Annotated in this window: 18 protein-coding genes; 9 read left to right on the plus strand and 9 right to left on the minus strand. The window is 72.0% G+C overall.

Annotated elements, in window-relative coordinates; genetic code table 11:
- The first annotated feature begins 23 nt into the window (after positions 1-23).
- Both ABD259_RS22665 and ABD259_RS22670 read left to right on the plus strand, forming a co-directional pair.
- Positions 24-122 (plus strand): SapB/AmfS family lanthipeptide, encoded by a 99-nt coding sequence (locus tag ABD259_RS22665; RefSeq protein WP_344108289.1) that lies wholly within the window; start codon positions 24-26, stop codon positions 120-122.
- A 187-nt stretch (positions 123-309) separates the two neighbouring features.
- Positions 310-969, plus strand: a complete 660-nt coding sequence (locus ABD259_RS22670; RefSeq protein WP_344108291.1) for an alpha-ketoglutarate-dependent dioxygenase AlkB family protein — start codon at positions 310-312, stop codon at positions 967-969.
- 60 nt (positions 970-1,029) lie between these two features.
- Here the strand turns inward: ABD259_RS22670 and ABD259_RS22675 are convergent, their stop codons facing one another.
- The 5 genes from ABD259_RS22675 to ABD259_RS22695 form a co-directional block, all read right to left on the minus strand.
- Complete coding sequence (locus ABD259_RS22675; RefSeq protein ID WP_344165230.1) at positions 1,030-2,289, minus strand: carboxylate-amine ligase; 1,260 nt, start codon at positions 2,287-2,289, stop codon at positions 1,030-1,032.
- 326 nt (positions 2,290-2,615) lie between these two features.
- Positions 2,616-3,320: a malonate decarboxylase holo-ACP synthase gene (locus ABD259_RS22680; protein ID WP_344108295.1), complete on the minus strand. Its 705-nt coding sequence runs from the start codon at positions 3,318-3,320 to the stop codon at positions 2,616-2,618.
- Between the two features lie 316 nt (positions 3,321-3,636).
- On the minus strand, positions 3,637-5,328 hold the full coding sequence (locus ABD259_RS22685; RefSeq protein WP_344108297.1) for a biotin-independent malonate decarboxylase subunit beta: 1,692 nt from the start codon (positions 5,326-5,328) through the stop codon (positions 3,637-3,639).
- A gap of 88 nt (positions 5,329-5,416) precedes the next feature.
- Positions 5,417-6,439, minus strand: a complete 1,023-nt coding sequence (locus ABD259_RS22690) for a triphosphoribosyl-dephospho-CoA synthase (protein WP_344108299.1) — start codon at positions 6,437-6,439, stop codon at positions 5,417-5,419.
- A 154-nt stretch (positions 6,440-6,593) separates the two neighbouring features.
- Positions 6,594-8,393, minus strand: a complete 1,800-nt coding sequence (locus tag ABD259_RS22695) for a hypothetical protein (protein WP_344108301.1) — start codon at positions 8,391-8,393, stop codon at positions 6,594-6,596.
- A 118-nt stretch (positions 8,394-8,511) separates the two neighbouring features.
- Here ABD259_RS22695 and ABD259_RS22700 point away from each other — a divergent pair, with 118 nt between their 5' ends.
- Positions 8,512-8,727, plus strand: coding sequence for a helix-turn-helix domain-containing protein (locus tag ABD259_RS22700; protein ID WP_412759474.1), 216 nt, complete (start codon positions 8,512-8,514; stop codon positions 8,725-8,727).
- Positions 8,728-8,806: 79 nt separating this feature from the next.
- Here ABD259_RS22700 and ABD259_RS22705 read toward each other — a convergent pair whose 3' ends face one another.
- Complete coding sequence (locus ABD259_RS22705; protein WP_344108306.1) at positions 8,807-9,931, minus strand: EamA family transporter; 1,125 nt, start codon at positions 9,929-9,931, stop codon at positions 8,807-8,809.
- 71 nt (positions 9,932-10,002) lie between these two features.
- Here ABD259_RS22705 and ABD259_RS22710 point away from each other — a divergent pair, with 71 nt between their 5' ends.
- Positions 10,003-10,962: a LysR family transcriptional regulator gene (locus tag ABD259_RS22710; RefSeq protein WP_344108309.1), complete on the plus strand. Its 960-nt coding sequence runs from the start codon at positions 10,003-10,005 to the stop codon at positions 10,960-10,962.
- 46 nt (positions 10,963-11,008) lie between these two features.
- Here ABD259_RS22710 and ABD259_RS22715 read toward each other — a convergent pair whose 3' ends face one another.
- Both ABD259_RS22715 and ABD259_RS22720 read right to left on the minus strand, forming a co-directional pair.
- Complete coding sequence (locus ABD259_RS22715) at positions 11,009-11,941, minus strand: LysR family transcriptional regulator (protein ID WP_344108311.1); 933 nt, start codon at positions 11,939-11,941, stop codon at positions 11,009-11,011.
- Between the two features lie 207 nt (positions 11,942-12,148).
- On the minus strand, positions 12,149-13,099 hold the full coding sequence (locus ABD259_RS22720; RefSeq protein ID WP_344165231.1) for a ketopantoate reductase family protein: 951 nt from the start codon (positions 13,097-13,099) through the stop codon (positions 12,149-12,151).
- A gap of 157 nt (positions 13,100-13,256) precedes the next feature.
- Here ABD259_RS22720 and ABD259_RS22725 point away from each other — a divergent pair, with 157 nt between their 5' ends.
- The gene (locus tag ABD259_RS22725) at positions 13,257-13,799 is read left to right on the plus strand and encodes a GNAT family N-acetyltransferase (RefSeq protein ID WP_425573561.1); all 543 of its coding nucleotides are present in this window, start codon (positions 13,257-13,259) and stop codon (positions 13,797-13,799) included.
- Positions 13,800-13,903: 104 nt separating this feature from the next.
- Here the strand turns inward: ABD259_RS22725 and ABD259_RS22730 are convergent, their stop codons facing one another.
- Positions 13,904-14,365: a MerR family transcriptional regulator gene (locus tag ABD259_RS22730; protein WP_344165233.1), complete on the minus strand. Its 462-nt coding sequence runs from the start codon at positions 14,363-14,365 to the stop codon at positions 13,904-13,906.
- A 145-nt stretch (positions 14,366-14,510) separates the two neighbouring features.
- On the opposite strand from ABD259_RS22730, the gene ABD259_RS22735 reads away from it, so the two are divergent.
- The 4 genes from ABD259_RS22735 to ABD259_RS22750 all read left to right on the plus strand — a co-directional run bounded on the left by ABD259_RS22735 (position 14,511) and on the right by ABD259_RS22750 (position 18,713).
- Entirely contained in the window at positions 14,511-15,461 is a 951-nt protein-coding gene (locus tag ABD259_RS22735) for an aldo/keto reductase (protein WP_344165234.1), read from the plus strand.
- A gap of 161 nt (positions 15,462-15,622) precedes the next feature.
- The gene (locus tag ABD259_RS22740; protein WP_344165235.1) at positions 15,623-16,294 is read left to right on the plus strand and encodes a pyridoxamine 5'-phosphate oxidase family protein; all 672 of its coding nucleotides are present in this window, start codon (positions 15,623-15,625) and stop codon (positions 16,292-16,294) included.
- Between the two features lie 95 nt (positions 16,295-16,389).
- A complete protein-coding gene (locus ABD259_RS22745; RefSeq protein WP_344165236.1) occupies positions 16,390-17,682 on the plus strand; it encodes a coiled-coil domain-containing protein in 1,293 nt (430 codons plus the stop codon).
- Between the two features lie 227 nt (positions 17,683-17,909).
- Positions 17,910-18,713 carry a YwqG family protein gene (locus ABD259_RS22750; protein ID WP_344165237.1) on the plus strand — a complete coding sequence of 268 codons (804 nt, stop codon included), beginning with the start codon at positions 17,910-17,912 and terminating at the stop codon, positions 18,711-18,713.
- Positions 18,714-18,738 lie beyond the last annotated feature (25 nt).

The raw sequence follows: 18,738 nt of genomic DNA on the forward strand, positions 1-18,738 counted from the left end.
CCGGCCGAACGAAGGGATTCACCATGTCCTACATTCTCGACCTGCAGTCCATGGACACCCCCGTCAACGAGAGCGCCGACCAGGCCTACAGCGTGAGCTACCTCAGCCTGCTGGTGTGCTAGTCGGGGTGGACGACCGCTCCTGAGCCGCCGTGCGGCATCGCGTCCGCTCACAGAGCCGGTCCCCGCCTCTCGTGGGGGCGCGGGTTGCCAGGCACCCGCGCCCCCACCAGCGTGTCGCCGTCCCCCAACTCCCCGCGGCGTCCGGGGAGAACGTGCGTCGGGCCTGCCGCGCTGGCACAGTGAACACATGAGCGACGCACTGTTCCCGGTTCCGGCGCAGCCCGTGGAGGTGGCCCCCGGCGCGGTGCACGTTCCGGGATGGCTGAGCACAGAGACGCAGCGCAGGCTCGTCGATCTGTGCCGCGAGTGGTCGCGCGGCCCCGCCGGAATGCGGCAGCACCGGATGCCGCGCGGCGGCATGATGAGCGTGCGGATGGTGTCCCTCGGGTGGCACTGGGAGCCCTACCGCTACTCCAGGACGCTGCCTGACGGTGTACCCGTGGCTCCGTTCCCCTCCCTGCTGGACGAGCTCGCCCGCGCGGGGGTGGCCGACGCCTATGGCGCGCCCCTGCCGCCCGGCACGCCCGACTACGACGTCGCCCTGGTCAACTACTACGACGCCGAGGCGAAGATGGGCATGCACCAGGACCGCGAGGAGCAGGCCGATGTCCCGGTCGTCTCGCTGAACCTCGGCGACGCGTGCGTGTTCCGCTTCGGCAACACCGAGAGCCGCGGCCGCCCCTACACCGACGTGGAACTACGCGGCGGCGACCTGTTCGTGTTCGGCGGCCCGTCGCGGATGGCCTACCACGGCGTGCCGCGCGTCCTGCCGGGCACCGCCGACCCGGACGCCGGCTTGGAGCGGGGGCGGCTCAACATCACCATCCGCGCGTCGGGGTTGGAGTGACCGAGACGCCCCGGGCACAGTGTGCGGGCCGCACGGACCTCCGCCGCGCGGCCCGCGCGCTCAGCTCTCCACGGCCGCCAGGCCGTGGCGCGTCTGGCGGACCAGCAGGTCCACCACATCGGTGAGCCGCCCGCGCCGCGCGTAGGCGGTGCGCTGCCGACAGGCGCCGGACCCCACGGCCAGTAAGCGGTCGAGGAGCCGCCCGGCGAAGTCGGCGTCGGCGGGCACCAGCCCCTGCTGGGCGTGCTCCAGCATCTGGCGGACGAGCCGGTGAGCGGGGACGAGTTCGCAGCGGAAGGGGTCGAAGGCCTCGCCCTCCAGTCCGTCGTGGGCCGAGCGCCACACCGACAGCCGCAGTGTCTGGTCGCTGGGCGCCGGGTCGGGGCGCCCCTCGGCCCAGTGCCGCAGGGCTACCGCCGCCAGCCCGCGCACCAGCAGTGCGATCAGTACCGCCTCCTCCGCTGTACTCGCGGCGTCCACGGCGCGCACCTCCACGGTCGGCAGGTGGGCGGAGAGCCGGACGTCCCAATAGACCATGCGCCGGTCCAGGATCGCGCCGGAGGCCATCATCTCGTCGACGGCGCGATCGTACTCGGCGGCCGACGGCAGGAAGGGGGGTGGTCCGGCCGAGGGGAGCCGGGCCCAGGTGACCGCGCGCCAGCTGGCGTGGCCGGTGTCGCGGCCGAGGAGGAACGGCGAGTTCACGCTGAGTGCGAGCAGCATGGGTGACCAGGCGCGCAGGTGGTTGCAGACGTGCACGGCCGCCTCGCGGTCGGCGACGCCGACATGGACATGGCAGCCGCATACCGCGTGGGCGTCGCGCAGGGCGCCGAAGCGCGCGTCGATCCTGGCGTAGCGGTCGTCCTTGGTCAGCGGCGCGGGGGCCTGGTCGCCGATGACCGCCGTCCCGGAAGCGACGATGCCGAGCCCGTGCTCGCGGGCGGCGCAGGCGAGGGCGTGCCGGGCGTCCACGATGTGTCCGTAGAGCTCCCGGCCCGAGCGGCAGACGGGGGTCGCGGCTTCGACCTGGAGGCGGGTGATCTCGGCGCACATCGACGATTCGCGCCGTCGTCCGCGGTACCGCGTGCGGGCGCCCGACAGCACCTCGGGGGCGCGCCCGCGGGCCTGGAGCGTCGTGGTGTCGATGACGAAGAACTCCTCCTCCGCGCCGAGTGTCGGCCCGGTGGGCGCACCGTACGCCGTGTGGAGTGCCATTGGAACGGCCTGCTGGGTCGGGACGACGGGCATACCGCCCCCCGGCGCGGTGGAGAGATCCGCGCTGTGGTCGACTCGATCTCGGGCGGTACCGGATTCGTTCATCGGGTGAACCTCGCCATCGAGAGTAAAAAGGGCGAACGTAGTGATACCCATCCGCGGGTATCACCCGAACCCTCCGGAATGTCGAGATGCCCGGCCTCACAGCGGATCCCGCGTGGGCTGCCGGGTCGTCCTACCCCAGATGCGGCTCGCGAGCGCCGCCCGAACCTGAGTGCTCCGGCGACGCCGCGTTGTCGGCGGCCGGGGCCAGCCGGCCCGGCCGCCTTACGCCCGCGTCCGCGGGCGTATCACGGACAAGCATGGTGGGATTTGTATCGTCGCGAGGACATATGCCCCCAGTGCGACTGATGTCCGTTCTGGTTTCCGTTCTACCTTCCCTCCCACCGCCGTGTCACACAGGCGCACGACGCCTGGTCCGCGGGGTGCGGCCAGGGGTCCTCGACCATGCGCGGCGGTGAGCCGTTCAGGGGACGCAGCAGCACCGGGCCCCCGCGCGCGTATTCGACCAGGGCGAACGCGCCTTCGGTGGAGCACAGTTGGACATCCACTCGGACGGGGAGCGCGCGCAGGTCCGCCAGCAGCGTCGCCGCCCGCAGCAGCGGGAGCGGTTCGCGCGGGCGGATGACGATGTCCAGGTCGCTGCCGGGCAGCGTGACGGGGAGGCCGGTGACGATCTCGAACCCGGCGCTCCCGCCGATCCCCCAGCTGGGGACGTGGCGGCGCAGGGTCATGTCGAGCCGGGTGAGCACGCCGAGCGCGGGCACGGCCGCCTTGCGCTCGTCAGGCAGCCGCGGGTGCGACCGGGCCGCCTGTTCGGGGGTGAACCGCTCGACGACGGCGGACTCCGGGAGGAACCCGGCGACGCGGTCGGCCCGCCGGACACCGCGGATGCCGACCGGGATCATCCCGCCCGAGGCGATCCCCCGCCGCACCACCACCCACGGCACATCGCGGAGCACCGACACAGCCCACAACGGCAGCTCCAGCTCCGGCCCCTCAGGCAGCACCGCGCCCGGGTCATCGAAGCGAAGCAGATCGTGCGGGCGGACTCCAGAAACCACAGCAGGGCCCATGCCGCCACTTCCCATGCCTAGCCGCTTGTCGCCAACCACTCGACACCCTTCCCCCGTGGTCCACTCCCCGCGTCGGCGGGGTCACCCAGCACACGTGCCGCGGCACCGGTGCGGTTCATCCCCGAACGCGCGGAGATTCCCCCCATAGAGCCCCACCCCATCGGCCCGCGGCGGCCCAGCCCACCCCCGTCCGAGCGCGAGAGCGCGCTGCGTGACAACACGCAACTTTCACCTCCGCTTGACCCCGAGGTGACGCAACGTGAGTGGAATGCTACCCCCAGCACCGCTCACCTGGCCAGAGTCACTTTTTCGGGCATCATTCATCCCATGTCTCGGCCAAGCGGCGGCGCACATCCCGGGAGGCCGCGCGGTTCCTGCGCGCCTCAACCGAGCGCAGCCGCGCCGATAACCCCCGAGGCGAGGCGCGCGCGTCAGCGATGGCGTCCTCCAGGGCCGCGCGGACCGCGGCGGTCCCGACCGTGTCGGTGTCGGGGGCGTCGCCGTCAACACCGGTGACGAGCCGGTGCAGGGCGCCCAGCGTGGCGAAGGAGCGCACGTCGTAGGCGGTGGACGGAACCTCGCGGGCGATCGCGCCCAGTTCGGGGAGGGTCCGGCGGGTCAAGCGGGCGGTCGACTCGCGCGACATCGCCTGGATCACCACCGCCGCGTCGTCGAGCGCGACGATGCGGTCGGCCTGCAGGCCGTGGGCGAGGAATCCGCCGGAGATCGCCTGACCGACGACCAACGCGACGACGGGGTGTCCGGCGTGGCGGGCCTCGGCGTAGGCGTCGACGGCCCCGGCCAGGGCCTGGTGGACGCCGCGCACTTCCTCTCGGTAGCCGTAGGCCTGGCTGGGGGTGTCCACGATCGCGACGAGCGCCCGCTTCTCCTCGGCGGGGAGGGCGGCGTCCGCGCCCACCGCCGCGCGCACGCGGGCGGCCAGGGCCCAGCCCTCGTCGAGACCGACCTCCCCGGCGCGGGCGCGCGGCCAGCGCGCGACGGGATCGGGGACGACCGCCAGGAACCGGGCCGCGCCACCGCCCAGCTCCCCGTCGGCCACCAGGACCGATGCCGGTCCATCGGCCGATGCGGTGACCGGAGCACCGGTCAGGGCCGCGATCCAGGCGCGGCCCCGGCGGTCTTTGACGGCCGTTTCGGGGCGGGCGGCCCCGGTGGGACCCGCGGCCGTGTCCAGGGAAGCCCCCTCGCCCGGCGCGCGCCCGGCCAGACGCTCGGTGAACTCGGCAACGCGGGCACTGCGGTGACCGGACGCGCCGGGCACCGCGCCAGCGACGGCGGCACGGACCGCCCCGCGCAGCTCCGCCGCGTCATCGTCGACGAGCGTGTCGGCGAATCCGTCCGCTGTACGCCGCCGCCCGCCGACGGTGCGCAGGATCAGGTCGCGGTCGCGGGAGTCAAGCTCACCCACCCCCGCTTCCTGCTCGATGACCTGGGGACCGTTGAGGCCGAGCCGCCCCTGCGCGGTCATGATCAATCGGGTGCACAGCCCCGCCGCGATGGCCATGCCTCCGAAGCAGCCGATCCTGCCGCTGATGACGCCGACGACCCGGACATGGCGGCGCAGGTCGAGAATGGCGGCGTGGATATCGGCGACAGCGAGCAATCCCAGGTTGGCCTCCTGCAGGCGGATACCCCCGGTCTCCAGGAGCAGAACGGGGCGGACGGGGGCACCGGCCGCGGCGTCGCGCGCGGCCAGTTCCAGCGCCCCGGCGATCTTGGCGCCGCCCACCTCGCCGATGGCGCCGCCGAGGAACGTGCCGTCGAGCGAGAGCACCACGGCGGGTGCGCCGTCGATGGTGCCGCGGGCGGCCACCACGCCATCGTCGGGCTGGGGGATGACACCCTGCGGCGGCAGGTGCGGGGAGACGATCCGATCGGCGGGGCCGACGAGCTCGCGAAACGTGCCCGGATCCAGGAGGGCGCGGGCGCGCTCGCGGGCGGTCAGGCGGGTGTAGGGCGTGCCCGCACCGATCGGCGTGCGTCTCATACGGTCCTCCACCTCGACGTCGGGAGCGCGCGCGGGCGGTCCGGCCGGGTCGGAGCCCCGTCCCGGGGAGGGCGAGGGGGCAGAGGACTCATCGCGAGGCGTCGCCGGGGCGTGCGCGCACCCCGCTGCCGCCTCGCGCCGCTACGGGACCGGCCGGGCGGACCGGGTCGCCGATGACGTCCATCTCGCCTCTCTCCTCCCCCGCCCTCGACGCGATCGCGTCCGGTCCGGCGGCCCGTTCCAGGAACAGGGCCCCCGCCAGCAGGTCGGCCGAGCCCCCCGGGGACAACCGGTCGCGCCGCAACGTGTCATCCAACCGGGTGAACAGCTCATACCCGCTGGTGGTGGAGGTACCTCCGGCCTCCAGCACGTCGGCCGCCATACGCTGCACCTCCCGTAGGGCCGCGACCCCGCCGCGGTGGGCCAGGCACGTGTCGTCGAGTACGGCGAGCGCGCCGATCAGGGCGTTGATCCGGGCGTGCTCCTCGTCCAGACCGGCGGCGCGGGAGATCCGCAGCACCGGCAGAACGCGCGACACCAGCGTGGGAAAGCCGTCGGCGGCTTCACCTCTGGCGCCACGCAGACCATAGCGGGCGAGCGCACGCGCCCCGTGGGTGGGTACGGCATAGCGGGCAACAGCGGGGTCGGGGATGCGGGCGATCCGGCCGGCGGTGCCGACGATCTCGGCGGCGGGAGTGCCGTCGGGGTGTATCGCGGTCGCGGACACCAGGAGCCCGAGCGCCCAGATCGCGCCGCGGTGGGTGTTAACGCCTCCGGTGGCGGTGAGCATGTCCTCTTCAGCGCGGCGGCCCAGCGCGCCGAGCCGCCGCCGCAGCGCCTCGTCGGGGGCGCGGCTGTCACACGCGTCGGCCATCAGGGCGAAGGCGGGGCCGAGCGCCTCGGCGGAGCGCTCCATCAGGTGGAGGTCCATGTCCGGGTGGGCGCCGCCGCCGCGGCGATCGACCAGACCCGGTTTGGGGGTGAGGGCGGCCTCCTCGATCAGGGCCCGCACGGCGTGGGCGGCGAGGCGGTCGGCGCGCGGGCCGGCGTCAAGGTTCGGGGCCGACCGGGAGAGCGCAGTGGTCTCCCGGGCCGGGTCGACGACGCTCATCCCCATCCCCTCGCGTGGAGACCTCCGGATTCAACCGCTGGAGGGAACCCTTTCTCTCGCCTGAGTCTGTCAAAAATCCCGGCGGCACCGGCCCGAAATCAGCACAATGATCCCAACGGGCTACCCGCGACGAATGTCCGATGACCGACCGTGGTCAGCGCCGCAGGAGGTCGCGCACGTTGACGACGAGGAGGACGGCCACCACGACCACGATCGGCACCAGGAGTGTGATCCGCCAGTCCGCCATGAACGCCAGGATGATGCCGGTGACCACTCCGGCCACCAGGGCGAGAATGGCCAGTCCGGCCAGAAAGGTGCGCAGCTTGCGGCGCGCGAAGCTGTCGAAGGCGGCGAACAGCAGGACCACACCGATCATCGCCGGGATGGTGTAGGGGCCGTGCATCAGCAGCATGGCGCCCAACGCGGTGATGAGCAGCGGGGTGCTCAGCGCGACCCAGATGTGCAGGAAGCGGGTGGTGCGCTGCTGGCCGGTGGCATAAGGGAGGTGGGGCGAGCGCAGATGCGCCGTAGGGCCGGCGGTGATGGGCGCGTCGCTGTCCAGGGCTTTCTGGTGGGCGTCGCGCTCGTCGGCCTTCAGCGCCCGCTCGCGGTAGACAGCGGCGAGCTCGCGCTCCTCCTGCTCGATGAGGTCGCCGTACTCGCGCGCCCGGGCCTGGGCGTGCGGGATGCGGCGCAGGACGCACTGGGCGGCGGCCAGCCGACGAATCCGGTCGCGGCGATCGAGGATCTCGCCGTCGGCCTCGTCGATCTGGGCGGCGAGTCCCTTGACGTGCGCGGCGAGCTCGACGCGCGCCGCGGCGTCGGTGGGTGCGACCTTCTGCAGGCCCACCCAGGCCAGCGGGTCGGCCCAGGAGTAGCGAACGGTGCCGTCGCGCTCGTAGCGGGGACCGCTGGGCGCGCGCTCCCCGTCGAACCAGTCGCGGGTGTCGCGCCCCCACAGCCCGCGGAATCCGCGCACCCACGGGGTGTCGTCATCGATGACGACGGCGTCCCACGCGCGGTCGCCGCCGGGGCCGACGCGCACGCCGTCGCCGCGCGCGTAGTCGACGAAGGGGACACCGATGCCGTGGCGGCCGGACGGCGAGGTGTGGGGGAAGAGGCGGGTCGTGATGTGGCGCCAGGCGCGCACGACACCGCGCAGCGGGGCGGGGTCGACCTGGATGAGGTAGTCGCCGGGGAGCATCTGGTGGGAGTGCGATCCCGCGCCGACGTAGATGACGGGGTGGTCGCCTTCGCGGTCCAGGTCGGGGTCATCCCAGCTGCGCCGCAGGTCGTCGCCGGTGTACTCATGGGAGGAGGCGCCAACCCAGACCGGGCTGAGCCCGCCGTCGGGCCTCTCCACCACGTAGACGGTGACCTTCTCCCAGTCGGCCTCGTGGTCGTTGACGCCGCCGTAGATGGAGCGCCAGTCGTTCATCGCGTAGAAGAACCAGTACTGCAGCGCGATGTAGCCGCCGTCGCGGACCACGCGCCCGTAGTAGGTGGCGTTGCCGGGGTCGACCTGTTCGCGGTAGCGGGTGACGGCCGCCGCGGCCAGGCCGCCGGGGACGGCGCCGCGAATGAGGAGCGAGAACTTGACCAGGACGTCGACGATGCGGCCGAAGACGCCGACCGCCGCCAACCGCCCGCTCTTGGGGATTCCCGGGCGGGCGGTCGAGTGGAACCGCCGCGCCTCGTCGCGCAGGGTGTCCTCTTGGACGAACCGGAGGTGCTTGTAGCGGCCGGGCCACTCCTCCTCGGCCCCGGCCAGCCGGTCCAGGGTAAGCTGCCCGGCCGGCACCAGTTCGCGCTCCTTGCCTCCGTCGTCCTCACCCCACAGGCTGCAGGTGCGCACGTAGGCCGCGACGTCGGTGGGGAAGAAGAGTTCGCCCTTGGTGTAGCGCAGCACCGGCTCGAAGGCGCGGAGCAGCTCCAGATCAGATTTCTCGCTCATGTCTGCCCCCGACACTAGTGGATCTCTCCCCTCGGTTCGGTTCACGTGCGGCGTCCTCGCGGGCGTTACGCCGGTGCGGCCCGGCAGCGTTAGGTTTCCGTGTATGGAGGAGGAACGGATGACCCAGCTGATCCAGTCCGCACGGGACGACGCGTCGCCGCTGACCGCGCTGACCGCGACCGCTCAGTTGCGCGCCGAGGTCGAACGGCTGCAGGCGGTGCACGTTCGGCGGGCCCGGTCGCAGGGCGCCACCTGGTCGGAGATCGCGACGATCCTCGGCATCAGCAAGCAGGCCGTGCACAAGAAGTATGGGGGCAGCCGCCGGGAGAACTGAGACGACGACACGGCCCCGCCGCGCGGGCCGCGGTTCGGCGATGGGGACTCCACGGTGCTCGTGCGGCCACAGCAGACGGTCAGTGGCGCCCGGACCGTTTCCGGCCGGTCTGGTTCATGTCTGTTCCTCTCCTGTCAGTGCTGGTCGTCGACGTGCTGTCGAGCCGCGGCACCGTGCGGGTTCCGGTGCTCCCCGCGGCGTCGGCGCGCGCCTCGGCCTCCCGCGGGGCCGACCGGGGAATGTCCGGATGTGGCCGATCCGCAGTGGGGGACGGCGCCGACCGGGTGTCTCCGATCACGCTCTGTTCGGGCAGCGCGGGCTCGGTCACGGCCGAGTCGCCACGTGCCGCGCCGATGCCGGCGATCACCACGAGAAGAATCCCGCCGAACTGCGCCCATCCGGGCGTCTGGTGGATGATCAGCATGCCCATGACGAGGCTGACGGCGGGGTCCAGGCTGGCGAGGGTGCTGTAGGCGGTCCGGCTCATCCGCTGCAGCACCACCATCTCCAGCAGGAACGGCACGATGGGGAACAGCAGCGCGACACCCAGGGTCACGAGCACCGCGTGCGGGCTGGGGTGGGCCACGACGCCGGGCACTCCGAAGGGGGCGGTCAGGACCGCCGCGACAGCCATCGACAGCGCCAGCCCGTGCAGAGCGCGGAAGGTGCTGCCGACGCGCTGGGTGAAGACGATGTAGAAGGCGAGGCAGACCGCTCCGCCCAGGCCGAAGGCCACTCCGGTGAAGTCGGCCTTGCCGTTCCACGGCTGGGTCAGGAACAGCACGCCCAGCATCGCGAAGACGATCCAGATGAACTCCCGGCCACGGCGCATGGCCAGGACCGCGACGGCCAAGGGGCCGAGGAACTCGATCGCGGTGGCCGTCCCGAGGTTGATGCGCGCCGTCGCTTCGGAGTAGAGGGCCATCATCCCCGCACTGACTGTGCCCAGGATCACGACCGTGACCAGCTCATGTTTCGACGCCGCCCGGACTGCGGCCCACAGGGGGCGGCCGCTGAGGGCGATCAGGATCAGCGCGGCCCACGACAGCCGGAGCCAGGTGATACCGAGGGAGCCGACCTCGCCGAACAGGGTGACCGCGAGCGAACTGCCCGTATGCAGCGCGAACATCCCGCACACGAAGAGGAGCGGCGCGGGAACGCGGGTCTGGGCACGACGAAGCAGGCCACGAATGGAGATGATCACCCGACCATTGGATCTTCGGCCTATGTTTCTGTCCAGGGACCGATGGTGGATTTATCTTGTACTTTTGGTGAATGGATCTGACGCGCCTCCACCTGCTGGTGGAGCTGGAGCGCCTGGGCACGATGACGGCGGTTTCCGAGGTCACGGGCATGGGCACGTCGGCCGTCTCCAAGCACTTCGCGGTGTTGGAGCGGGAGGTCGGCGTCCCGCTGCTGGTCCCGGACGGCCGGCGGGTGCGGCTGACTCCGGCTGGGCACCGCCTAAGCGAGTACGCCGTGGACATTCTGGCCCGGGTCGCCGCGGCCCGCTCCGAGTTCGCTGGTGAGGGAGAACCGGTCGGCCGCATCGACCTGGTGACCTTCATCAGCGCCGCGCCGCCGATCGTGCTGCCCGCTCTGCGGCGACTGCGCGAGGACCACCCCGGGATCGACGTCCGGCTCATCGAGCATGAGCCGGACGAGGCGCTAGGCCTGCTGCAGACGGGGGACGCCGATATCGGGCTCGTGTACGAGTACAGCCTGGTACCGCGTAACTTCCCGGAAACCCTGACGTTGCATCGCCTGGGCAGTGAGCCGCTGCTGCTCTCCCAGCCCTCCGGGCCGCCGGCGTCCAGCCGAACGCTGACCCGGCAGCGGCTGAGCGCCCTGAAGTCCGCCTCCTGGATCTCCAACTCGCGCGGCAGCGACGAGGACGAGCTCGTCCAGCGCATGTGCGCCGCCGCCGGGTTCGCCCCGCGCATCCGGCACCGCATCGACAACCTTGAGGTGGTGGAGCAGGTGGTGGCGTCCGGGCGCGGGGTGGGCGTGATGCCGAAGCTGGCGGCGGTGACGCGGCGCGGCGTCACCCACTCCCCGCTCGGCGAGCTCGGCGGTAACCGGCGGATCTACCTGGTGAGCCGCACGGGCGGTTGGGCGTGGCGGCCGATGCGGGTGCTGGCCGAGTACCTGCACGACGTGGCCCGCGAGGTCCTGGACGACGTCGCGGACACCGTGTCGTTCTCCGCGCCGCCGGCCCCGGAAGCGCCCGCGTGACTTCCCCCGACCTGTTCGGGCGGCTCGTCCGAGGGGCGCGGCGGCGTCACCCCGTCGAGGCGATGAGGGGGCCGACCGAGGGCACCGGCACCTTGGCCGCGGCTTCGCGCACCGCGCTCAGCAGGGGCTCGGGGTCGGCCCCCGCCCGGCTCAACGCGACGATGTGGCGGCGCGCCGTGTTGCGGACCGACCGGACCACGATGTTGGGCGCGGGCAGTCCGGTCCAGCCGAGGCGCGGTACCAGGGCCATCCCCAGCCCAGCCTGGACCAGGGAGAGCACCGCGCTGAAATCGTCCACGGTGTGCACGATGCGCGGCTGGAACCCGGCCTGGTTGCAAGCCGCCGTCACGCAGTCGTACCAGGCGGTCCCGGGCGCCGACATGATCCAGTCGACGTCGGCCAGGTCCGCGGCGAGCTCCAGGTCGGTGGAGTTGGCCAGCGGGTGGTGATAGGGCAGCACCGCGTCGAACGGCTCGACCATGATCGGGTCGGCCCGGAACTCCGGTGATCCGTTGTGCGGCAGGTGCACGGACGACATGGTGATGGCGAGGTCGAGCTCACCGGTGCGGAGCATCTCGGTGCTTTCCTCGGGCTCGGCCTGGACGATCTCGAAGCGCCACCCGGCGTGGGTGTCGCGCAGGCCGGCGACGGCCGGTCCGAGGAGGTCGGAGATGCCGGTGGAGAAGGATCCGACGCGGGCGACGCCGACGGCGCCGTCAGCGTAGGCGGCCAAATCGGCTTTGGCCCGTTCCATCTCCGCGAAGATGACGTCGGCGTGTTCCAGCAGCACCCGTGCGGCTCCGGTGAGCAGGAAACGGCGCCCCTGCCGCTCGACCAGGGTCACCCCGGTCTCCTTGGACAGCGTCGCGAGCTGCTGGGAAACAGCGGAGGGGGTCACGTGCAACGCCTCGGCCGTCCCGGCAACGGTGTGGTGCTCGTCGAGCGCCCGCAACAATTGCAATCGCCGCACATCGATCATGATCACAATTTAGGCGAGCTGAAACACCGCGGTTACCTCTCGCGGTTACGGGGAGACGTGATCCCGTGCACGTTCGGGCCGCCACGGTACGCGGCGCTGACCTCCGCGCAGAGCCCTCCGCGCCGTCGTCCGCTCCCCGCTGTACCCCGCGCGGGCGGGGTGCGTGGTGGTCCGCGCACCCCGCCCGCCACACGAACCGGCCCCCGCTCAGGCGGTCCGGGCGTTGTCGACGGCCTCCAGGTCGGCGACGACACGCGCTGTCACCGGGGTGTCGATTCCGGCATCGCGCGCGGCCCGGAGCAGCGCGCCGCCGAGGGCGTCGATCTCCATGGGGTAGCCGTTCTCCCGGTCGAACAGTAGAGAGGGCTTGACGTGTGCGGGGCGGGAGTCCGCCACCTTGAGGACCTCGTCGGGGTCGATGGTGACACCGCGCGCGGCCGCCACGGCTCGGGCCTCGTCCACAATCCCGGCCATGGTCGCCCGGTGGGTGACGCGCGCCTCGCCGATGGGCAGCCGCGTGTGCGCGCAGACCAGTGCGGCGGGCAGCAGGAAGGAGTACTTCTTCCACAGCACCCTGTCCTCGCTGTCGAGGATGTCGGCGGTGATCCCCGCCGTGCGAAGCGCCGCCGCCAGCGCGTCGATCCGGTCGGCCACCGCCGCGGGACCGGCCATCTCGACGCTGGTCACGGATCCGGTGTGCTGAACGCGACCGGGGCTCGGGCGGGACGCGGCCACCAGGATGGAGGCGGCGACCACGTGAGCGCGGGGAAAGCGGGAGCGGAGAATGTCCACATGCTCGAACCCGTTGAGGAGCGGCACGATGAGCGCGTCCTCGACGGCGTCGGCGGAGATCCGCTCCAGTGCGGCGTCGAGCGTGGTGGCTTTGACCGTCACGAACAGGACGTCGGTCCGCTTGGTCAGTTCGGCGCGCGCCTCGGGGTGCGCGGTGAAGTCGCCGAAGGCCTCGGATTCCACTCGCAGCCCGTCGGCGGTGATGCGCCGGGCGGTGGACTCGCTGGCGACGACGCGGACACGGCGGCCGTGATCACCATCATCACCGTTCCCGGGGGCCCCGCGAGCGAGCAGACCGGCGAGCACGCCGCCGACACCGCCGGGCCCCAGGATCGTGAAATCCTTTAAATCTTTCTGATCCGTCATGAGGATCTCTCCTTTTCCTCGTGCCAGGACGCACGTACATCGAACTGGGACGTAATGTCGGAATCACAGCTCATCCCCTGGATTGGTCTGGACCAAAACAGGGAGTAGGCACGTCGTTGCGGGTGGAACGGGTGAGAAAAACATGGAAACTTCGTTGGTGACTAAACCGCGCACCCCTCTTTCGGACGTGCTGCGGTTCCGCTACCTCGGTTCCCACGAGATCGAAGAGCTCGCCGAGCTCTGGATGGCCCTGCACGAACAGCACACCGCGATCGCCCCGCACCTTGAGGACATCGTGACGTCGGTGTCCCCCGAGGAGTCCTGGAGGCGTCGGCGCAGCCAGTACCTCAGCTGGCTGTCGGACCCCGACACGCTCGCCGTCCTCGCCGAGCGCGGCGGTGAGCCCGTCGGCTACGCGATGGTGACGATCAGGGAGAACCCGAAGGGGTCGTGGGATCGTGGCGATCGGGTCGCTGTCGTGCAGACGCTCTCTGTGCCCGCGGAGTACTCCGCGTACGGCGTGCGGTCGGCGCTGCTGGAGGAGATCCGGCGGCAGGTCGGCGCCATGGGCGTCCGCGAGATCGAACTGACGGCGTTGGCCACCAGCTCCGACGACATCCACTTCTTCGAGCAGGAGGGGTTCCGCCCCTTCGTCACGACGATGGTCTGCCGCATCGGCGGCGTCGGCGCGCACGACTGACCTCACCCGGACGGCATGCGGCGGCTCCCGTCGCGGCCGGGCACTACGCCCGGTCGGCGACGGGAGCCGCCGTCGTCGCGGATCCCGACCGCGCGGTGGTCCGATCACCGGCTCCGCGCACCCCCGGATGCCCGCGCGGGACACGCGCTGATCTGCGCGTCCGCGGAGTCGGTGCCGGCGCCGCGCTCCGCCTCCAGCATTTCGTCGTAGATCCCGATCTTCTGGTCCAGGTAGCGAACCGTCCCCTCCAGCCGACGGATCTCTTCGGCCAGCCGCGCACGGTGATCGGCCAACAGGGCCCGGCGCCGCGCCGCCGTGCCGTCGCCTTCGCGGCGCAGCCGGGCGTAGAGCAGCATCTCCTGGATCGACATGTCGGTGTCGCGCAGCAGGAGGACGAAGCCCAGCCACTCCAGCTGCTCCTCGCCGTAGACCCGGTGCCCCGTCATTGACCTGGGGACGGGGTCGATTAGGCCGATGCGCTCGTAGTACCTGAGGGTGTCGGCGGAGAGTCCGGTGCGCTCGGCCACCTGGGAGATGGTCATGCCGCGGGGCGGGGAGACGCTCATGGTGGCGAATGTAGCGCTTTAGGGAACTGCTTCGCATTCCTCCTCATCGCGAGGTTTGCGTTGGAGCGCGCTCCAACGTCCAGGCTTTCCGTCTGGCGGGTCGCCCGACACCGCCGCCGTACACGGGAAGATTAAGGACGAACGCATGCGCACCACCACCCTGGGCGCCGACGGCCCGGGCGTCGGCGTCATCGGCCTCGGCTGCATGGGCATGACCTGGGCCTACGACCCGCAGAACCGAGACGACGACACGTCGGTCGCGGTCATCCACCGGGCGCTGGACATCGGCGTGAACCTGCTGGACACCTCCGACGTCTACGGCCCCTTCACCAACGAAGAGCTGGTCGGCCGCGCGCTCGCCGGGCGCCGGGACGAGGCGGTCCTGGCCACGAAGGTGGGCCTGTACATCGACGACAGCGGCACGATGCGCCGCAACGGGCGCCCTGAGCACATCCGCGCGGGCATCGACGCCAGCCTGCGGCGGCTCGGGACGGACCACGTCGACCTCTACCAGCTGCACCGGGTCGACCCGGAGGTGCCGATCGAGGAGAGCTGGGGCGCGATGGCCGAGGCCGTCGCGGCGGGCAAGGTCCGGGCCATCGGCCTGTCGGACGTGAGCGTGGTCGAGATCAAACGCGCCATGGCGGTCCACCCGGTGGCTAGCGTGCAGTCGGAGCTGTCGCTGTGGGACAAGGCCGCACTGTCGGAGGTCGTGCCGTTCTGCGCGGAGAACGGGATCGCGTTTCTCCCCTTCTCCCCGCTTGGGCGCGGCTTTCTCACCGGACGCTTCGGTTCGGTCGACGACCTGCCCGAGGACGACTGGCGGCGGGGCAACCCGCGCTTCCAGGATGAGGCGCTCGCCGCCAACCAGGTCATCACCGACCGGGTGAAGGCGATCGCCGAGCGGCGCGAGGTGCCCCCGGCCCAGATCGCGCTCGCCTGGCTGTGCGCGCAGGGCGACCACGTCATTCCCATCCCCGGAACCAAGACGCCGCGGTACCTGGAGTCCAACGCCGCCGCGGGGGATGTGCGGCTGTCGCCGGAAGAGCTGGCGGAGCTCGACGGCGTGCCGGAGGCGCGGGGGGAGCGCTACTGATCCGTCCAGCGCGACGAGGCCAGCGTGTGCGCGGGGCCCGTGGAGCGGCCGCTCCACGGGCCCCGCGCGTGTCATGCGTCACAGGCGGGGCCCTTGCGCGAGCGGGAGGGTCAGTTCAAACTAGTACATAATATTTTCTAACTAAAACAAAAGGTGCCCCCATGAGCAGTACTCCCCCCGCCCGCTACGCCGTGACGCCCCGCACCACCCCGTCGCGCAACCGCGACCGAATGCGCTATGACCGCGAGACCGTGCACGCGATCCTCGACGCCGACTTCATCTGCCACCTCGCCTTCGTGTCGCCCGACGGCGCGCCCGTCGCCCTGCCCATGCTGTACGCCCGTGTCGGAGACAGCCTCTACCTGCACGGCTCCACGGGGAGCCGGCCGATGCGCGACGCAGCGGAGGGCCTGCGCGTCTGCGCCACCGTCACCCGCACCGACGGTCTGGTCCTGGCCCGCTCCGGGGTGCACCACTCGATCAACTACCGATCGGTGGTGGCGCACGGGACCGCCTACCGCGTGACCGACCCCGGGGAGCACCGCACGGCCCTGGACGCCATCATCGACCACCTCATCCCCGAGCGCTCCGCCGATTGCCGCCCGGCCACCGCCAAGGAACTCGCCCAGACCGCGGTGCTCCGCCTGGATCTGGAGGAGGTCGCGGCCAAGGCCCGCACCGGCGGTGTCAGCGACGAGCCCGAGGACATCGACCTGCCCTATTGGGCCGGCGTCATCCCGATCACCCGAACCCTGGGAACCCCGGTCCCCGACCCCGGCATGCCAACGGAGACTCCGGTCCCCGCCTACCTGCGGCGCCTGGTCCAGAGCTGACCCCGCGGAGGACCGCACCCGGCCACGCGGCCGATTCCCGCACGCTCCGGCCGGGGAGCGCGGTCATCCCCGGCCGGACTAATAGGCTCATCCGCGTGGCCCTCGAAACCGACGCGAACACCTGCAACTTCCCCGGATGCGACCGCCCTGTGCCGCGCAGCAGCTCCCCAGGGCGGCCTCCCGAGTACTGCGACCTGCCCGAACACACGCGATGGCGCGCCTGGCGCGAGCGCCAGCGCCGCCAGCAGGAAGCCGAGGAGCGGCAGCGCGCCGTCGAAGAGGCCCAACGCGCGGCCGGCGAGGACAGCGTCCGGCCCCACGGGGAAATTGCGCACCACGGCACGGGCCCGACCCCACCCCAGAACGGTGCCCCCTCCGCGCACCGCACCGGGACGGCACCGGTTCCTCCAGCCGACGCCGCCCCGGTCACCAGCGCCCGGCTCCGCGCCGACGATCTCCTCACCCGCTTCGCGGTCCAGGCCGAACAGCTTACGGCGACGCTCAGCGCCGCCACCGAGGCGTTCAGCACCATGACCGACCCGGCCAGCGCCGAAGCCCAGGTCGAGGCGGCCCGCCTGGACGCCGCCCGCCGTGTCGCCGAGGCCGACACCGCTCGCCTGGAGGCGGAGAACCGCCGCCGCGCGGCAGAACAGGCCCGCGCCGCCGCCGAGGACGCCGCGGCGTCGGCGGCAGCCGCGACCGGTTCGGCCGAACGCATGGCCGACGAAGCCATCGCCCGCCGGGAGGCCGCCCACGCCGAACGGGACACGGCCCTGGAGCAGCGAGACGCGGCCCAGGCGGAGCGCGACGCCGCACTGGACCAGGCGCGGCAGGCAGCCGAAGAACTCCACTCCCAACGCGCCGCGTTCGAGGCCAGGCTCGCCGACGCCGAGCGCAAGCTCGCAGAGGAGCGCCGACACGCGGCCGAAGCCCTCGACCAGGAACGCCACCGGGCGGAGCAGGAACTCACCGCCCTCCGGGAACAGGCGGCAGACGAGGCCGACCAGCTCCGCCACGCCCTCGCCGAGGAGTCCGGCGCCAAGGACGAGGCCGTCGGCCGTGCCGAACGCGCCGAGGCCGACGCCCGGCGGGCCCACGCTCGCGCCGCCGAGCTGACCGCCGAACTCGACCGCACTCGCCAGGCCCACGAGGCCGACCGCGCCCGCTTCGCCCGCGAACTCGACGAACAACGCACCTCCGCGACCCGCACTCTGACCGAGCTGAAGGAAACCGCCGCCGACCGCCTCGCGGCCATCGAAGAAAGCCGCGACCAGGCCCTCCACCGCGCCACACGCGCCGAAGCCCACCTCGACGACACCCTGGCCGAACTCAAACGCCTGCGCGACGGCGCCCAAACCGCGGCCGAGGGCACCCATACGGACCGCTGAACGGGGCCGGGCAGGTCGTCGCCGCTGGTGCGGGCCGGGGACGGCTGAGCTCTGCCTCGCGGTTCCGGTTCCCGCCATACCTCTCCGTAGCTCTCGGACCAGCCGCGGCCGCGGTGGTGAAGCGCCCGTAGGGCTGTCGCTGGCATGCGCGATGATCTCTGTCCATGTCGTCATGGAAGACTCACCACACCGTCCTTGCTCATCGGTTCCTCTCACCAGAGGACGCCGTGACGTGGACCGGCCTGCTGCGGCCCGCGGCTGGGCTGACCACCGAAGAGGCCTCCGGCCCCTGTGCCGGGCACCTTGGGGGCGAACCGGCGCTGCCCATCGGGACCGGATGGCCCGAGTGGCCAGGGCACGGACCGCTGACGTTCATCGCGTCGGTGGACTGCGCCGCGCTGCCCACCTCCGACCTCGACATCGACCTTCCGGCCGGTGGAACACTGCAGTTCTTCTATTTCGACGGCCAGTTCGACGATGACGAGGCCCTGGTCGAAGCGCGCGAATCCGGATCCCAGGCCGGCGCGCGGGTCATCTATGTCCCAGCGGGCGCCGAGGTCACCCAGCGGACGGCGCCCACGGGCATCGAGCCCTATCCGCGGGTGCCTCTGGCAGCGCGGACCGTCGGCACGTTCCCCGACATCACTCACCCGGTCGCCCGCGCGGCGTTTCCCGCGGCGTTCTCCGAGAGCTGCGGACTGGCCCACCACGCCGTCGGCGCGGCCGATTTCCGGGAGGCGCTGTTTGCGGCCACGCCCCAGCACCGCGTCGGTGGTCACGCCGTCGCGATTCAGGGCTCCGTCGAGCGCGAAGTGGCACGGGGTGTTCTCGGCCGCGACACCCCCGGCTCCTTCTCCGACCCCGCCCTCCTGGCCGAGGCCGCGGAGTGGGTGCTGCTCGCCCAGATCGACTCCGACTGGAGCGCCGAGATGTGCTGGGGCGACATGGGCACCCTCTACTGGTTCGTCAAGCCCGCGGACCTCGCCGCACATCGGTTCGACCGGACCTGGTTCGGGTGGCAGTGCACTTGACCCGGACAGGTGAGGACCAGGTGGA

The organism is Nocardiopsis rhodophaea, assembly GCF_039530945.1.
In the GTDB taxonomy this organism is placed as follows: Bacteria; Actinomycetota; Actinomycetes; order Streptosporangiales; family Streptosporangiaceae; genus Nocardiopsis_C; species Nocardiopsis_C rhodophaea.

Excerpts from the sequence above, each read along its gene's own strand:
- ABD259_RS22665 (WP_344108289.1), top strand. The coding sequence starts at position 24 with ATGTCCTACATTCTCGACCTGCAGTCCATGGACACCCCCGTCAACGAG.
- ABD259_RS22670 (WP_344108291.1), top strand. The coding sequence starts at position 310 with ATGAGCGACGCACTGTTCCCGGTTCCGGCGCAGCCCGTGGAGGTGGCC.
- ABD259_RS22675 (WP_344165230.1), bottom strand. The coding sequence starts at position 2,289 with ATGAACGAATCCGGTACCGCCCGAGATCGAGTCGACCACAGCGCGGAT.
- ABD259_RS22680 (WP_344108295.1), bottom strand. The coding sequence starts at position 3,320 with ATGGGCCCTGCTGTGGTTTCTGGAGTCCGCCCGCACGATCTGCTTCGC.
- ABD259_RS22685 (WP_344108297.1), bottom strand. The coding sequence starts at position 5,328 with ATGAGACGCACGCCGATCGGTGCGGGCACGCCCTACACCCGCCTGACC.
- ABD259_RS22690 (WP_344108299.1), bottom strand. The coding sequence starts at position 6,439 with ATGAGCGTCGTCGACCCGGCCCGGGAGACCACTGCGCTCTCCCGGTCG.
- ABD259_RS22695 (WP_344108301.1), bottom strand. The coding sequence starts at position 8,393 with ATGAGCGAGAAATCTGATCTGGAGCTGCTCCGCGCCTTCGAGCCGGTG.
- ABD259_RS22700 (WP_412759474.1), top strand. The coding sequence starts at position 8,512 with ATGACCCAGCTGATCCAGTCCGCACGGGACGACGCGTCGCCGCTGACC.
- ABD259_RS22710 (WP_344108309.1), top strand. The coding sequence starts at position 10,003 with ATGGATCTGACGCGCCTCCACCTGCTGGTGGAGCTGGAGCGCCTGGGC.
- ABD259_RS22715 (WP_344108311.1), bottom strand. The coding sequence starts at position 11,941 with ATGATCGATGTGCGGCGATTGCAATTGTTGCGGGCGCTCGACGAGCAC.
- ABD259_RS22720 (WP_344165231.1), bottom strand. The coding sequence starts at position 13,099 with ATGACGGATCAGAAAGATTTAAAGGATTTCACGATCCTGGGGCCCGGC.
- ABD259_RS22730 (WP_344165233.1), bottom strand. The coding sequence starts at position 14,365 with ATGAGCGTCTCCCCGCCCCGCGGCATGACCATCTCCCAGGTGGCCGAG.
- ABD259_RS22735 (WP_344165234.1), top strand. The coding sequence starts at position 14,511 with ATGCGCACCACCACCCTGGGCGCCGACGGCCCGGGCGTCGGCGTCATC.
- ABD259_RS22740 (WP_344165235.1), top strand. The coding sequence starts at position 15,623 with ATGAGCAGTACTCCCCCCGCCCGCTACGCCGTGACGCCCCGCACCACC.